We start from the raw sequence: 14,778 nt of genomic DNA, 5'->3' as shown, positions 1-14,778 counted from the left end.
CGCCGTCTGTGCGGTGGGTGGGTCGGGGCCGTGCCGGTGATCCGCCCGTTGCAGCCCTTGTCTGGTCCGGTGTGTCAGTGCGGTGGGGTCGTGGCGTCGTCCGCAACGGGCATGTGATGCACCGGCACGGCCCCTTCGGTGAGTGGGCGACTGCGGGTGCGTCCATCTCGGGGTGCGTCCATCGCAGGGTGCGTCCATCGCGGGTTCCCGCCCGCCTCTGGAGCCGGGGGCACCCTTCAGCCCGTCCGGCGTTTGAGGACGAGGCCGTCCAGGCCGATCTGGCCCGGTGCCGGGTGGCTTACGAGCGCCGGTGGGCCCCACCCCACCCGTCCCGCCTGGGAGCGGAGGGCGGACCTCCCAGCCCGTCCGGCGTTTGAGGACGAGGCCGTCCAGGCCGAACGGGGGTCCGGGGGCGGAGCCCCCGGGGGCTCGGGTCGGGTAGGGGCGGAGGGGGCGAGGGACGGCTGTCGACGGGCCGCGCCGGGTGTGGGGCCGAGGAGCGTACCGGGGCCTGGGCGCGGTGGGGTCGGGGCATGAGGACGGGCCCGGCACCTGAGGTGCCGGGCCCGCTCCCCTCCACCGGGTCTCAGCCGACGAGCTCCGGCTCCCGCTCCCCTGCGGCCGTACCGACGCCCGCGTCCTCGGCGTCCGCGCCCTCGACGTGCTGGGCCGGCCGCTTCGGCAGGGCGAACATCAGCAGGAAGATGACCGCCATCACCGCCGCGACCCAGCCCAGCGCGTGCTGGAAGGCGTTCACGAAGGCGGGGCCCACCTGGGCCGGGGTGAGCCGGTCGCCGATCTCGCCGAAGAAGAGGACGGACACCAGCCCGAGTCCGAGGGCGTTGCCCATCTGCTGCACGGTGTTGATGAGTCCGGAGGCCGAGCCGGAGTGCTCGCGCGGGACCTCCGAGAGCACCGCGTCCGTCAGCGGGGCCACGATGAAGCCCATGCCCGCACCCATGACCACCAGCGGGAGGGCCATCTGCCAGGAGGCGATGGACATGCCGTACCGGTCGGACTCCCAGATGTAGAGGAGCACACCGAGCGCCATGGTCAGGGCGCCCGCCTGGAGGACCTTGCGGCCGAACCGGGGGACCAGCAGCTGCACCGACATGCCCGCCGCCGCCGACACGGCGATGGAGAACGGAACCCCGGTCAGACCGGCCCGCAGCGGGCTCCAGCCGAGACCGACCTGCATGTACAGGGTCCAGACCAGGAAGAAGACGCCCAGGCCGACACCGAAGACCGTCTGGACGGCGATGCCCGCCGCGAAGCTCTTCACCTTGAACAGCGACAGCTCCACCAGCGGCGAACCGTCCCGCGCGGCCTTCCGCTTCTCGTACGCCACCAGCACCGCGAAGACGACCAGGGCGCCGGCCATCGACACGTATCCCCACACCGGCCAGCCCAGCTCGCGGCCACGGGTCAGCGGGTAGAGCAGCATCAGCAGGCCGAGCGTGACGAGGGCGACGCCGACGAGGTCGAGCTTGAGGGCCCGCGGGGCCTTGGACTCGCTGATGAAACGGCGGCCGAGGAACAGCGCGACCACACCCACCGGCAGGTTGATCAGGAAGATCGGCCGCCACTCCAGGCCGAACAGGTTCCACTCGGTCAGCAGGGCTCCGAGCAGCGGGCCGGACACGGCGCCGAGACCGACGATCGCTCCGAAGAGACCGAAGACCTTGCCCCGCTCGTGCGCCGGGAAGGTGGCGTGCACGATCGACAGCACCTGCGGCACCATCATCGCGGCCATGGCGCCCTGCAGGATGCGCGAGGCGACGAGCATCTCCGGGTTGGCGGCGAAGCCGCACAGGGCCGAGGCCACGGTGAATCCGGCTATGCCGATGAGGAAGAGCCGCTTGCGTCCGTGGATGTCGCCGAGCCGTCCACCCGTGATCAGTCCGGCGGCGAAGGCCAGCGCGTAGCCGGCGGTGATCCACTGGATCTGGCTGAACGAGGCGCCGGCGTCCTGCTGGATCGACGGGATCGCGATGTTGACGATCGTGACGTCGACCAGGTCCATGAAGGCCGCGGTCATCACGATGGCGAGGGCGAACCAGCGCCGCCGGTCGCCCGCGCCGGCCGGCGCGTCGACCGGCTCGGCGGTGCTGCTGAGAGTGGTCTCGGTGGAGGTCATGGAAAGAAGGTAGGCCCCCAATAGGTCAGATCGTGTCCTAGATGTGCGGCACTCTGGAAAACATGACCACGGACACTCCGGCACGTCTCCTCCAGCTCCTCTCCCTCCTCCAGACGCCCCGCGAATGGCCCGGCGGCGAGCTTTCCGAGCGGCTCGGGGTGTCCCGCCGTACCGTGCGGCGGGACATCGACCGCCTGCGGGAGCTCGGCTATCCCGTGCAGGCGACCAAGGGGGCCGACGGCGGGTACCGGCTGGTCGCGGGCAAGGCGATGCCTCCGCTCGTGCTCGACGACGAGGAGGCCGTCGCGATCGCGGTGGGGCTGCGGGCCGGCGCCGGGCACGCCGTCGAGGGCGTGGACGAGGCCTCGGTGCGGGCCCTGGCGAAGCTGGAGCAGGTGCTGCCGTCCCGGCTGCGCCACCGCGTGTCGACACTGCAGGCCGCCACCACTCCGCTGACCAGTGGGGACGGCGCCAGCATCGCGCCCGAGACGCTGACCGTGATGGCGTCGTGCGTCGCGGGCCGGGAGCGGCTGCGGTTCGCGTACCGCTCGGGGGACGGGACGCCGTCACAGCGGCTGACGGAGCCGTACCGGCTCGTCTCCACCGGCCGCCGCTGGTACCTCGTCGCCTACGACCTCGACCGCGAGGACTGGCGTACGTTCCGCGTCGACCGGGTCTCCGAGCCGTTCGCCACGGGGGCCCGGTTCGCCGCGCGCGAGCTGCCCGCCGGGAACGCCGCCGACTATCTGCGGCAGTCCATGTACCGGCGCCAGGAGACGTACACCTTCGAGGTCACCTTCGCCGCCCCCGCCGAGTTCGTCGCGGCGCGGCTGCCCGCCTGGCTCGGTGCGCCCGAACCGGTCGACGACCACAGGTGCCGGCTGCGGGCCTCGGCCGGCGACTCCGTGGAGTGGCTGGCGGTGCGGCTGGCGATGGTCGACTGCGAGTTCGTGGTGCACGAGCCGCCGGAACTGGTGGGCTGCGTGCGGGACTTGGGCGCTCGCCTGACCCGGGCGGGCGGCGACCCGGCGGACGGCGGAACGCTCGCCGCGCCCCGCGGATGAGCCTCGGCCTCCAGGCGGGCCCGCCGCGCGGCCGCGCGGCCGGTCCGCTCACCGGCGCCGCGGTCTCGGCCTGGTCGGGGCCGAGTTGCCGTTGTGTCGCTGTGGCAGAATCTGCCGTTCGGGTCACCCCGGGGTTCAGGTCCGGGGTGGCCCGTCAGCGTGCTGCCCCGAAGCCCGCACGCACAACCCTCGCAGAACGGAGCCGAGCCTCGGCGCCAGGGGGGGGTGAGGCGCCGAGGCTCGGCTCGGAAGAGTCCCGTCGCGAGGGGGGGTGCGTCGGGACTCGGCTCTTGGGGGTCGATGGTGCGTCTGCCCTGGACTGAGCCCTTCAACCCTGGGCTCTGAAGTCTTGTTCCCAGAGCCCAGCAGGTTGAAGCGGCCTTACATGGCCATGTCTGGGCGACTTGTGGCCAACGTTGCGCGCGCTCGGGCGCGATACAGGCGCACTCTTCGACTTCGGTGCTTACGCCGCCGCGTCGAACCCGGTGTCGCGGGCCAGCTTCTTCAGTTCGAGAAGGGCGTGCTTCTCGATCTGACGGATGCGCTCGCGCGTCAGCCCGTGCTCCTTGCCGACCTCGGTGAGCGTGCGCTCCCGGCCGTCCTCGATGCCGTACCGCATCTTGATGATGGAGGCCGTGCGCTGGTCGAGGCGGCCGATCAGATCGTCCAGCCCCTCGCTGCGCAGCAGTGTCAGCACCGACTGCTCGGGCGACACGGCCGAGGTGTCCTCCAGCAGGTCGCCGAACTGGGTCTCGCCCTCGTCGTCCACCGACATGTTCAGCGAGACCGGGTCACGGGCCCAGTCCAGGACGTCGCCCACGCGCTCCGGGGTCGAACCGAGTTCGGCGGCGATCTCCGCGTGCTCCGGCTCCCGCCCGTGCTCGCGGTTGAACTCGCGCTGTACGCGGCGGATGCGGCCCAACTCCTCGACCAGGTGCACGGGGAGGCGGATCGTGCGCGACTGGTCGGCGATCGAGCGGGTGATGGCCTGGCGGATCCACCACGTGGCGTACGTCGAGAACTTGAAGCCCTTGCGGTAGTCGAACTTCTCGACGGCGCGGACCAGGCCCGCGTTGCCCTCCTGGATCAGGTCGAGCAGGGGCAGGCCGCTGCGCGGATAGCGTCGGGCCACGGCCACGACCAGGCGGAGGTTGGAGCGGATGAATACGTCCTTCGCGCGCTCCGCGTCCGCGACGAGCGCCTCGAGCTCCTCACGGGTGGCGTCCGCCTGGGCCGCCTCCTCCCCGTCGAGGATCTGCCGCGCGAACACACCCGCCTCGATGATCTGGGACAGCTCGACCTCCTTGGCGGCGTCGAGCAGGGGCGTACGCGCGATCTCGTCGAGGTACATGCCGACCAGGTCGCGGTCGGCGATTTCGCCGCCTACGGCGCGAACACTGCGTGCCGCGTCGGCGGTCTCGCCGGTGGCGGACTGACGACGGGCGACGGCACGGGTTGCCATGCGTGCTCCCTTGCGATGGTGGGCTTGCGGGTGGTCCTGGACTTCGGGTTCACCCTCCCGGGTGCCCGGCATCCGATGGAAACAACGACTGGAATCAGGACAGAATTCCCAACCCGCCCCTCGATTTTTCTGATCATGCAGTACCCTGTCCGGCCACCCAGGGAGGACAGATGCCTGTCGAACGTACAGAGGCGCAGGTCAGGCCCGGAGTCGAGGCCGATCTCGGTGCACTGACGGACCTCTACAACCACTACGTGCGTGAGACGTCCATCACATTCGACACCGCCGTGTTCACGCCGGAAGCGCGTCGCTCGTGGCTGCTCTCCCACCCTGAAGACGGACCGCACCGCCTGATGGTTGCCACGGACGTGGACTCACAGCGGCTTCTGGGGTACGCGACGTCCAGCGCGTTCCGGCCGAAGCCCGCCTACGCGACCTCGGTCGAGGTCACCGTGTACGTCGCCCCGGACGCCGGCGGGCGCGGCATCGGCACCCTGCTGTACGAGAGCCTCTTCGACGCGCTGGCGGGCGAGGACCTGCACCGGGCGTACGCGGGCATCGCGCTGCCCAACGAAGCGTCCGTGCGGCTGCACGAACGCTTCGGGTTCCAGCACGTGGGCACCTACCAGGAGGTCGGCCGCAAGTTCGGCCGGTACTGGGACGTGGCCTGGTACGAGAAGGGACTGGACGGCTAGAGGGGTCAGCCGAACTGCACCGACCGCTTCGCCATCCCCATCCAGAACCCGTCGATGACGGACTTCTGCCCGTCCAGCTCTCCGGACGCGTCGGCCGCGCCCATGGTCACGAACAGGGGGGCGAAGTGCTCGGTGCGCGGGTGGGCGAGGCGGCCCGCCGGGGACTTGCGCTCGAAGTCGAGCAGCGCGTCCACGTCACCGGCGTCGAGAGCCCGGTGGCCCCAGTCGTCGAACTCGCTGGACCAGGACGGCACTCCCCCGCCGGTGTGCCGGAGCGCCGCCAGGTTGTGGGTGAAGAAGCCGGACCCGACGATCAGCACGCCCTCGTCGCGCAGCGGCGCCAGCTTGCGGCCGATCTCGAACAGGCGGACCGGGTCGAGGGTCGGCAGCGAGACCTGGAGGACCGGGATGTCGGCCTCGGGGTACATCTCCACCAGCGGCACGTAGGCGCCGTGGTCCAGCCCGCGGTCCGGGATGTCCTGGACCGGGGTGCCGGGGGCGCGCAGCAGCTTCCGTACCGACTCGGCGAGCGCGGGGGCGCCGGGGGCCGCGTACTCGACCCGGTAGTAGTGCTCGGGGAAGCCCCAGAAGTCGTAGACGAGGGGCACGGTCTCGACGGCGCCGAGGGCGAGCGGGGCCTCCTCCCAGTGGGCGGAGACCATCAGGATCGCCGTCGGGCGGGGGAGAGTGGCGGACCAGGCCGCGAGCTGGCCGGGCCAGACGGGGTCGTCGGCGAGGGGCGGTGCGCCGTGGCTCAGGTAGAGGGCGGGCATGCGCTGCTGCGGGGCACGCTCCCCGGCTGCGAAAGACGTGGCGGCAGACATGACTGCGGCTCCCTCCGGAGGCTTTGGGCACAGGACTGGATACTTGAACTCTCAATCTCTATGACGGACGATACTCCTGGTTTGTTTAATATTCAAGAAGGGGCTCGTACAGTGGAGTACATGAACACGGCACCCGCTGAAGAGCCGCGCTGGCTCACCGACGAGGAACAGCGCACCTGGCGCGCGTACATGCACGCCGCCACTCTCCTCGAGGACCATCTCGACCGGCAGCTGCAGCGCGACGCGGGGATGCCGCACGTCTACTACGGGCTGCTCGTGCAGCTGGCCGAGGCTCCGCGCAGGCGGCTGCGGATGACCGAGCTGGCCATGAACGCGAAGATCACCCGCTCCCGCCTGTCGCACGCGATCGCCCGCCTGGAGAAGAACGGCTGGGTGCGCCGCGAGGACTGCCCCTCCGACAAGCGGGGACAGTTCGCGGTCCTCACCGATGCGGGGCAGGAGACGCTGAGCAAGGCCGCGCCGGGCCATGTGGCCGCCGTGCGCCAGGCCATGTTCGACCGGCTCACCCCCGAACAGCAGAAGGCCCTCGGCGACGCCATGCTCATCATCGCCGAGGGGCTCCAGCCGAAGGAAGCGGGCGCGGACCTGCCCTGGCTGCGCTGACCGCCGGGAGCGGCCCTCGCCGCGCCCGACGCCCTCTCCGCGCCCGACGCCCTCGCCGGACAGGGGTCTGCCCCGGCTCCGTCGTGCTCGGGAGCCGGGGCAGACCCTGGGGTTCGTACGGACGAGGCGTCCCCACCCCTCGTGCGTACGCGAAGCAGCCGGAGTGCGCGGCCGTCAGTGGGCGACGACCGGGATCTTCACCTCGTCCTCGACGCCCTCGCCCTGACCGGCGGCGGAGGAGAGGTCCGGGCGGCCGGCGTTGACGAAGGTGAGGGCGATCGCCGCGGCGGCCACGAGGATGCCGACGGCGAACCAGATCGCGTTGGTGTAGCCGTTCACCAGACCCTGCAGGTGGACGAGCTGCTGCTGCGGCTTGGAGGTGGCACCGGCGATGTGGTCCGCGACGTACGAGGTGGTCGCCGAGGCGGCGATCGTGTTCAGCAGGGCCGTACCGATGGCGCCGCCCACCTGCTGCGAGGTGTTGACCATCGCGGAGGCGACACCGGCGTCACGGGGCTCGACGCCCGTCGTGGCCAGGGACATGGCCGGCATGAAGGCGGTACCCATGCCGAGGCCGAGCAGCAGCTGCGCCGGGAGCAGCAGCCCCGCGTACGAGGAACCGATCTCCAGCTGCGTCAGCAGCAGCATGCCGACCGCGGCGGTCAGGAAGCCGGGGCCCATCAGCAGCCGCGCCGGGACGCGGGTCATCAGCCGGGCGCCGATCTGGGTGGAGCCCGTGATCATGCCCGCGATCATCGGCAGGAAGGCGAAGCCGGTCTTGACCGGCGAGTAGCCCTTCACGATCTGGAGGTAGTACGTCAGGAAGAGGAACAGGCCGAACATCGCGATGATCGCGAGGCCGAGGGAGAGGTAGACACCACCACGGTTGCGTTCGGTGACCACGCGCAGCGGCAGCAGCGGGGCCTTGACCTTGGACTCGACGAGCACGAAGGCCGCGAGCAGCACCGCCGAGGCGACGAACAGGCCGATGGTCACCGAGTCGCTCCAGCCGTCGGACTCGGCGCGGGTGAAGCCGTAGACGAGGGAGACCAGACCCAGGGTGGACAGGACGACACCGGGGATGTCGAGCGGCGAGCGGTTGCGGCCGCCGGCCGGCTCACGGATGACGAAGTACGCACCGGCGGCGGCGATGATCGCGAACGGGATGTTCACGTAGAAGGTCCAGCGCCAGTTCAGGTACTCGGTGAGGAAGCCGCCGAGGATGAGGCCGACGGCGCCGCCGCCACCGGCGATCGCGCCGTAGATGCCGAACGCCTTGGCGCGCTCCTTGGCGTCGGTGAACATCACGGCGAGCAGCGAGAGCGCGGCGGGCGCGAGCAGCGCGCCGAACGCGCCCTGGAGGGCGCGGGCGCCGAGCAGCAGGGCCTCGCCCTGGGCGGCGCCGCCCAGGGCGGAGGCGCCGGCGAAGCCGATCAGGCCGGTGACGAAGGTGCGCTTGCGGCCCCACAGGTCGGCGATGCGGCCGCCGAAGAGCAGCAGACCGCCGAAGGCGAGGGCGTAGGCGGTGATGACCCACTGACGGTTGCCGTCCGATATCCCCAGGTCCTGCTGGGCGGAGGGCAGGGCGATGTTCACGATGGTCGCGTCGAGGACGACCATCAGCTGGGCGAGCGCGATGAACGCGAGCGCCTTCCAGCGGTTGGAATTGGCGTCGGCGGCGAGCGCCGGCTTTCCTGTTTCTGACATGGGGATACCCACTCCGGGACTTCGTGTCGAAAAAGGGTCGAGAGAAAGGGACGGCTCGTCATCGTTGACGGCCGGGAAGCTTGCGGGGGACTGACGGGACGTTCCGGGAGGAACTACAGGAAGTTCCGGAGGGAACTACCGGCTGTCAGTACTGACCGGCGCGGTGCGCCGAACTCATCGATGCGATGGTCAACTCGTCGATGCGAGGGTGGATTCGTCGGTCACGCTCGGCGCATGTCCTCCACTGTGGCGGCCACTCCGGGCAGTACGGAGCGGGCCGGGGCCCGCATGCCGTCCAGGAACAGCTGTAGATGGCGGTGTACGAAACGGTCGATGCCCTGGCAGGCGGTGCCGGGCAGCGGCCGGGTGAGCTGGCTGAGCGCGATCATCAGGTCGCCGAACTCGACGTCGGGGCGCAGTTGTCCGGCCTCGCGGGCGCGCGACATCAGCTCCGTGATGAGTTCGGTGACCCGATCGCGCGCGGCGATCAGGTCGGGGTGATGCTGGTCGAAGCTCTCGGAGAGCATCGGGCACAGTGCGCCGATCCGCTCGTCGGCGGCGAAGTGCACGAAGCCGCTGAGCGCCTCGAAGGCGTCGCCGCCCTCGGCGAGTGCCCGCTCGACCCACTCCGAGGTGCGGTCCATCACCGCGCAGACGACCTCGCGGGCGAGGGCGTCGCGGTCGGGGAAGTTGCGGTACACCGTGGCGTTGCCGACGCCGGCCCGGCGCGCGATCTCGTCGAACGGCACCTCGGGGCCGAACTCGACGAACATCTCGCGGGCGGCTGCGACGATCCGCTCCCGGTTGCGCAGGGCGTCGGCGCGCGGCCGGGCCACTCGGCGCTGCACGGGGGGGGCGGTGTCCACGGTGTGCTCCTCGAAGTCGCTGGAAGTTCGGATCGCGATCCGGGGATTCGTTCCCCGTTTCGCTCGGACACAGGGCTAAACGGGGAAACGATCCCCGGTTATTTCCCGGTCCCGATGTGACCTGCGCCACACCTCTGCGGGGCCGTCGCCCGGCGCCTCGCACGGGCCCGCCGCCCGCTGCCGCCGGACGCCGGGTGCGAGCCCTCCGTACGACCTCTGCCGCGAGGCGCGCCGGCCCTCCGGCCGCTGCCGGCGTGCGTCTCGCGCGGGCCCGACGCCGCGGGCGCCGCACCGCCTCTGAAGAGGGACGTTCCGAGGATCGGCGGACACCCCCCGGCATCTCGGGCCGGCGACCCGATCGGGCTCATCCAGCGCGCGCCCGCCCGGTGGTCGGCACAGGGTGATCGCAAGGGTGCAGCCAGAAACCGGCGGCTGCCGTGGAGCGAGAGGCCCATGCATGCAGCCGACCAGCCGCCGCCGGATACGCCCGCGCCGCGTGGCCGCACTCGCCTCGGTGACCGTCCTCACGCTGGCGGTGAGCACCTCCGCCGGCACCGGGCACCTCACAGCGGGATCCACGGCGGCGGGATCCATCGCGCTGGCGCGCTCCTCGGCGCTCGGCCCCTGCATGATCAACGGAGCGGTGAGCGTGCAGATGGGGGAAGGCATGGCCACCGCGACCGGCTACGCCCGCTCCACCGGCACCGTACGGGCCCTCACCCTGATGATCGACTTCTCCGACGCGCCCGGCAAGGGCAGCGCGATGGACCGCTACGGCGAGTTCTTCCCCAAGACGCGGGACTGGTTCCGCACCGGTTCGTACGGCCGTCTCGACTACCGCCCCGAGACCCCGATCACGCACTGGCTGCGGATGCCCAGGACCTTCAAGGACTACGGCATAGAACGCGGCGCGCCCTTCGACCCCGGGTACCGGGAGCTGGTGCAGGACATCGTCGCCGCCGCCGACCCCGCCGTCGACTTCCACGACTACGACATCCTGAACGTCCTGGTCACCCCGAACGCCGGGCCCTCCGCCCTGGACACCGTCCTGTCCGTGACCTTCGCCGGCAACGGCGACGCGCCGGTCGCCGACGGCGTCCCCGTCTCCAACGCGTCCTTCGTCTACAGCCGCCAGGACGACGGCTCCGGCTCCTACGCCGACACCGGCTACCGGGTGCTCCCCCACGAGAACGGCCACACCTTCGGCCTCCCCGACCTCTACACCCAGGACGGCGGGGGCGCGGTCGGGCACTGGGACATCATGAGCGAGGACTGGGGCGCCGACAACGACCTGCTCGGCTGGCACAAGTGGAAGCTCGGCTGGCTCGACGACTCGCAGGTCAGCTGCGCGGCGATACCCGGCACCACGGAGTACACGCTCACCCCGCTGGCCCGGCCCGGCGGCAACAAGCTCGTCTTCGTCCCCATCAGCCCCAAGACCGGTTACGCCCTCGAACTGCGCACCCGGGGCGGCAACGACTCCGAGGTCTGCCGCCCCGGCATCCTCATCTACAAGGTCGACGCGAGCGTCGACACCGGGGGCGGCCCCGTCACGGTGTACGACTCCCAGCGCGACAGCGGCGGCTGCACCCGCTCCCCCAACGTGCACGCGGAACTCTCCGACGCACCTTTCGCCCCCGGCGAGACCTTCAAGGACCCCAAGACGGGGGTCACGGTCCGGGTCGCCTCCGCCGACCTTACCGGCGAGTACCACATCGCCGTCACCCGGCGCTGAGCCGCGGGCGGCGCCCGTCGCCGACCTGCTGATACGCCCCGGCAAGCACTACGGTGTCTCTTCTGAGATCCGCAACGGAGAGCCCATGCCATCGAACGTCGCACCGGCCCCCGGGGCCGGGAACGCAACCGGGTCCCGGACGTCGGCCGCCGTGGCCGGCGCTGCGGCTGCGGCCGTGCCCGCCGAGGCCGTCACCCCCCTCATCCGGGGCATCGCCGTCCTGCGGAGGCTGACCGAGGCCGACGGGACGTCCAGCCTGAGCGGACTGGAACGGGCCACCGGACTGGCCCGCTCCACCGTCGACCGGATCACCGCGACCCTCGCCCGCATGGGATACGTACGCCTCGACGGCCGGGACGCCGTGCTCGCCCCCCGCCTGATGGAACTCGGCAACGCCTACCTCGCCGCCCTGCGGATCCCCCGCCTCCTGGACGCGCACGCCGACGCGCTCGCCGACGAACTCGACGAGTCGGTCTCCCTCGCCGTCGGCGACCGAGACGGCATCCGCTTCATCCACCAGGCGACCCGGCGCCGCGCCATGTCCCTGAGCTTCCGCATCGGCGACCTGCTGCCCGCCGAACGCACCGCGCCCGGACCGCTGTTCGCCACCGAGTGGGACGAGGAGGACTGGGCGCGCTGGCGCGAACGCCGCACCACCGACCCGGAGGACCGCGGATTCCCCGCCGTACCGGCCCGGAGCCGGCCCATCGAGGACACCGGCCGGGAACCGGACACCACGCCCCCGACCACGCGGCCCGCCGCCGTCGGCGACGACTTCGAAGTCCGCACCCTCCGCGCCCGGGAGGACGGGTGGGCACTGGACGACCAGCTCATCGAGCCCGGACTCGTCGCCCTCGCCATGCCCGTGCGGGAGTCGGGACGGATCGCGTGCGTGGTGAGTGTGGTCAGCCACACCAGCCGGCACACCGTGGACGGGCTGCGGGACACACTGCTGCCGCGGCTGCGTGCCGCGGTGACCGCGATGGAGCAGGAGCTGCGGAAGGCGCCGCCCGCCGACCGGAACGCGCCGGCCTCCCCCGCGGGGCTCGCCTCCTGGACCGGCGCCTCCAAGCAGGAGCTGGGGCGGGAGTTCGTCGAGTCGCTGGCCCGCGGCCTGACCGTGATCACCGCCTTCGGCGAGGGCCGCGCCGAGCTGACGCTCACGGAGGTCGCCCAGGCCACCGGCCTCGCCCGCGCGACCGCCCGCCGCGCCCTGATCACCCTGGAACACCTCGGCCACGTCACGGCCCACGGCCGGGTCTTCCGGCTCACCCCGCGTGTCCTGGGCCTGGGTTTCCCGCCGCTGTCACGGACCTCGCTGCCCGACATCGCGGCCCCGCACCTGACCGAACTCTCCCAGCAGCTGCACGACTCCGTGTCACTGGCGATCCTGACCGGCGACGAGATCCAGTACGTCGCCCGCGTCGCCACCAGCCGCATCATGAGCGTCAACATCACCGTCGGAACCCGGCTGCCCGCGTACCCGACCTCGCTGGGCCGCGTGATGCTGGCCGACCGGCCCCGGGCCCCCCGGCCCGAACTGCGTCCGCTGACCCCGCGCACCCTCACGGACCCCGAACGCTTCGAGACCGAGCTGGCGCGCGTACGGGACACCGGATACGCCCTGGTCGACGAGGAGCTGGAGGAGGGCCTGCGGTCCATCGCCGTACCCGTGCGCGGACGCGACGGGCGGGTCGTGGCCGCGGTGAACGTCGCCATGCACAGCAGCCGCCGCAGCACCGAGGCCTGCGTCCGCGACGTGCTGCCCGAGCTGCACGCGACGGCGGGCCTCATCGAGGCGGAACTGCGCGTCGCGGGCCGCTTCCGGCGGGTACCGCTCAGCTGAGTCCGGGCGCGACCCGTGGCGGTCGGCTCCGTGCCGCAGAAACAGACCGGCCGGTAGGGTGAGCCCCCTTCTGCTGCACGGCGGTCCTGCGTGGCGCCCGCCGGGCACGCACGCACCTCCCGGAAGGGGAGAGATGGCCAGACAAGCTCGCGCGATGCAGACCCGGCGCTCGATAGTGGAAGCCGCCGCGTGCGTGTTCGCCGACCGCGGCTACGAGCGCGCGGCGATCTCGGAGATCCTGCACAGGGCGAACGTCACCAAGGGTGCCCTGTACTTCCACTTCGCGGCCAAGTCCGACCTCGCGCGGGCGGTCATCGACGAGCAGACCGCGCTGGTGACCGTGCCGGAGCACGGCTCGCCCCTCCAGTCGGTCGTCGACATCACCCACCAGTTCGCGTACGCGCTGCGCCACGACCCGCTGGCCCGGGCCGGCAGCCGGCTGTCCATCGAGGGAGTCCTCGTCGACGGGAGCCATCCGTGGGGCGGCTGGTTCGAGCTCACCGCCCGGCTGCTGGCCGAGGGCAAGGCGGCGGGCGAGGTCCTGCCGCAGGTCGACCCGGTCGAGACCGCCGAGTTCGTCGTGGCGTCCTTCACCGGCGTGCAGCTGGTGTCCCAGGCGCTCACCGGGCGGGCCGACCTGCGGGACCGTGTCGCCGTGCTCTGGCGGCATCTGCTGCCGTCCGTCGCACACCCGGGCGCGCTGGCGCGAGTCCGTCCGGAGGGGGTCACCGATCCCGCGACGACGGTGCTCGGCGGCCCGCACCGGCCGCTGCGGGCCGGCGCGTCCGGCCCGCTCGGCCCCTGACTTCGGCTCGGCGCCGGGCACCCTCGCGGCGTACGACAGCCTCTTGGCCCCCGGCCTCCTCGTCCCCTCGGCGCCTGCCGTCCCCTCGACGCCCACCGGGTGGACCGACGCCCCTGGATGGCGGACGCCGCTCGGTGGAGGATCCCCTCGCGGTACCCGCCTTCGAAAACCGGCCGCGCGGTTTTTTCCGTCACTTCCCGGCACCTCACGGCCGACATCGACCAAACGCGGCCCACTCAACTCATCTGCGAAACCCGCAGGTTGGCGCCATGTCGTGAAGACGATCTCCACGCCCCGGCCCCGTTGACAAACCGGAGAGTTGGTTTCTAGCGTCGCCTGCGAAGGACAAGAGGCTGCCAAGTGACAAGGAGCGTCCGGGTGGTTGCGTCGTGGTGAAGCAGGAGAGGTCCGGGCGAACCAGAGGCAACCTGATCCGAGCGGCCTCCACGGTCTTCGACCAGGTCGGCTACGAGCGCGCCACGCTGCTGGTGATCAGCGAACTCGCCCAGGTCACCAAGGGCGCGCTGTCCTTCCACTTCGCGGCCAAGTCCGACCTCGCACGCGCCGTCCAGGCCGAGGCCTGCACCGCGTCGGGCACCCTCCTCGCCCAGCATGCGGAGCGGCGGGGACCCGGCTTCGACATCGCCGTCGACATGGCCCACACGCTCGTACGCCTCCTGGAGACCGACGCCGTCGTGCGCGCCGGCACCCGGCTCACCCAGGAGATCGACACACCGGACGACCCGGCGGTGCACTGTCACCTCAACTGGCTCGGCAGCCTCTACCGGACCCTGCGTCGTGCCAGGACCGACGGCTCCCTGCTGCCCGGCGTGGACGTCCGCCCGGCCGCCACCCTCATGATGTCCCTGATCACCGGCACCTCGTCCCTGACCCGGACCCACGCCGAACTCGCCTTCGGCAACAGCCCGTTCAGCTCCCGAGAGTCGGCCGAACAGCGCCTGACCCGCATGATCCAACTGGTCCGCCCGGCGCTGTCGGGCCCTTGAGCGCCC

At 71.7% G+C, this 14,778-nt stretch carries 12 protein-coding genes; 7 read left to right on the top strand and 5 right to left on the bottom strand.

All coding sequences use genetic code 11. The features are described 5' to 3' along the window. Positions 1-586 precede the first annotated feature (586 nt). Positions 587-2,137 carry an MFS transporter gene (locus tag ACZ4IF_RS19135; RefSeq protein WP_467564273.1) on the bottom strand — a complete coding sequence of 517 codons (1,551 nt, stop codon included), beginning with the start codon at positions 2,135-2,137 and terminating at the stop codon, positions 587-589. A gap of 62 nt (positions 2,138-2,199) precedes the next feature. Here ACZ4IF_RS19135 and ACZ4IF_RS19130 point away from each other — a divergent pair, with 62 nt between their 5' ends. Continuing rightward, the gene (locus tag ACZ4IF_RS19130; RefSeq protein ID WP_467564271.1) at positions 2,200-3,201 is read left to right on the top strand and encodes a helix-turn-helix transcriptional regulator; all 1,002 of its coding nucleotides are present in this window, start codon (positions 2,200-2,202) and stop codon (positions 3,199-3,201) included. A 463-nt stretch (positions 3,202-3,664) separates the two neighbouring features. Here ACZ4IF_RS19130 and ACZ4IF_RS19125 read toward each other — a convergent pair whose 3' ends face one another. Continuing rightward, the gene (locus tag ACZ4IF_RS19125) at positions 3,665-4,663 is read right to left on the bottom strand and encodes a sigma-70 family RNA polymerase sigma factor (RefSeq protein WP_359504675.1); all 999 of its coding nucleotides are present in this window, start codon (positions 4,661-4,663) and stop codon (positions 3,665-3,667) included. Positions 4,664-4,833: 170 nt separating this feature from the next. Between ACZ4IF_RS19125 and ACZ4IF_RS19120 the strand changes: the two genes are divergently transcribed. Then, on the top strand, positions 4,834-5,358 hold the full coding sequence (locus ACZ4IF_RS19120; protein WP_467564268.1) for a GNAT family N-acetyltransferase: 525 nt from the start codon (positions 4,834-4,836) through the stop codon (positions 5,356-5,358). A 5-nt stretch (positions 5,359-5,363) separates the two neighbouring features. Here ACZ4IF_RS19120 and ACZ4IF_RS19115 read toward each other — a convergent pair whose 3' ends face one another. Beyond that, positions 5,364-6,182 (bottom strand): dioxygenase family protein, encoded by an 819-nt coding sequence (locus tag ACZ4IF_RS19115; RefSeq protein WP_467564266.1) that lies wholly within the window; start codon positions 6,180-6,182, stop codon positions 5,364-5,366. Positions 6,183-6,302: 120 nt separating this feature from the next. Between ACZ4IF_RS19115 and ACZ4IF_RS19110 the strand changes: the two genes are divergently transcribed. Further along, a complete protein-coding gene (locus tag ACZ4IF_RS19110; RefSeq protein ID WP_345646123.1) occupies positions 6,303-6,806 on the top strand; it encodes a MarR family winged helix-turn-helix transcriptional regulator in 504 nt (167 codons plus the stop codon). 174 nt (positions 6,807-6,980) lie between these two features. Here the strand turns inward: ACZ4IF_RS19110 and ACZ4IF_RS19105 are convergent, their stop codons facing one another. Both ACZ4IF_RS19105 and ACZ4IF_RS19100 read right to left on the bottom strand, forming a co-directional pair. Next, positions 6,981-8,513: an MFS transporter gene (locus tag ACZ4IF_RS19105; RefSeq protein ID WP_467564264.1), complete on the bottom strand. Its 1,533-nt coding sequence runs from the start codon at positions 8,511-8,513 to the stop codon at positions 6,981-6,983. Between the two features lie 221 nt (positions 8,514-8,734). Beyond that, the gene (locus tag ACZ4IF_RS19100; protein WP_467564262.1) at positions 8,735-9,379 is read right to left on the bottom strand and encodes a TetR/AcrR family transcriptional regulator; all 645 of its coding nucleotides are present in this window, start codon (positions 9,377-9,379) and stop codon (positions 8,735-8,737) included. Positions 9,380-9,836: 457 nt separating this feature from the next. Between ACZ4IF_RS19100 and ACZ4IF_RS19095 the strand changes: the two genes are divergently transcribed. The 4 genes from ACZ4IF_RS19095 to ACZ4IF_RS19080 all read left to right on the top strand — a co-directional run bounded on the left by ACZ4IF_RS19095 (position 9,837) and on the right by ACZ4IF_RS19080 (position 14,772). After that, on the top strand, positions 9,837-11,114 hold the full coding sequence (locus ACZ4IF_RS19095; RefSeq protein ID WP_467564260.1) for a M6 family metalloprotease domain-containing protein: 1,278 nt from the start codon (positions 9,837-9,839) through the stop codon (positions 11,112-11,114). A gap of 85 nt (positions 11,115-11,199) precedes the next feature. After that, positions 11,200-12,960: an IclR family transcriptional regulator domain-containing protein gene (locus ACZ4IF_RS19090; RefSeq protein ID WP_467564258.1), complete on the top strand. Its 1,761-nt coding sequence runs from the start codon at positions 11,200-11,202 to the stop codon at positions 12,958-12,960. 133 nt (positions 12,961-13,093) lie between these two features. Continuing rightward, on the top strand, positions 13,094-13,765 hold the full coding sequence (locus tag ACZ4IF_RS19085) for a ScbR family autoregulator-binding transcription factor (protein WP_467564256.1): 672 nt from the start codon (positions 13,094-13,096) through the stop codon (positions 13,763-13,765). 389 nt (positions 13,766-14,154) lie between these two features. Then, on the top strand, positions 14,155-14,772 hold the full coding sequence (locus ACZ4IF_RS19080) for a ScbR family autoregulator-binding transcription factor (protein ID WP_467564254.1): 618 nt from the start codon (positions 14,155-14,157) through the stop codon (positions 14,770-14,772). Positions 14,773-14,778: the final 6 nt, after the last annotated feature.

Source organism: Streptomyces sp. NPDC025784 (assembly GCF_055558435.1).
Note: the sequence above shows the minus strand (reverse complement) of the source record. Positions and strands in the feature narration are given on the sequence as shown.

Bases quoted from the DNA above. Each gene is read 5' to 3' on its own strand.
- ACZ4IF_RS19135 (WP_467564273.1), bottom strand. From the start codon at position 2,137: ATGACCTCCACCGAGACCACTCTCAGCAGCACCGCCGAGCCGGTCGAC.
- ACZ4IF_RS19130 (WP_467564271.1), top strand. From the start codon at position 2,200: ATGACCACGGACACTCCGGCACGTCTCCTCCAGCTCCTCTCCCTCCTC.
- ACZ4IF_RS19125 (WP_359504675.1), bottom strand. From the start codon at position 4,663: ATGGCAACCCGTGCCGTCGCCCGTCGTCAGTCCGCCACCGGCGAGACC.
- ACZ4IF_RS19120 (WP_467564268.1), top strand. From the start codon at position 4,834: ATGCCTGTCGAACGTACAGAGGCGCAGGTCAGGCCCGGAGTCGAGGCC.
- ACZ4IF_RS19115 (WP_467564266.1), bottom strand. From the start codon at position 6,182: ATGTCTGCCGCCACGTCTTTCGCAGCCGGGGAGCGTGCCCCGCAGCAG.
- ACZ4IF_RS19110 (WP_345646123.1), top strand. From the start codon at position 6,303: ATGAACACGGCACCCGCTGAAGAGCCGCGCTGGCTCACCGACGAGGAA.
- ACZ4IF_RS19105 (WP_467564264.1), bottom strand. From the start codon at position 8,513: ATGTCAGAAACAGGAAAGCCGGCGCTCGCCGCCGACGCCAATTCCAAC.
- ACZ4IF_RS19095 (WP_467564260.1), top strand. From the start codon at position 9,837: ATGCAGCCGACCAGCCGCCGCCGGATACGCCCGCGCCGCGTGGCCGCA.
- ACZ4IF_RS19090 (WP_467564258.1), top strand. From the start codon at position 11,200: ATGCCATCGAACGTCGCACCGGCCCCCGGGGCCGGGAACGCAACCGGG.
- ACZ4IF_RS19085 (WP_467564256.1), top strand. From the start codon at position 13,094: ATGGCCAGACAAGCTCGCGCGATGCAGACCCGGCGCTCGATAGTGGAA.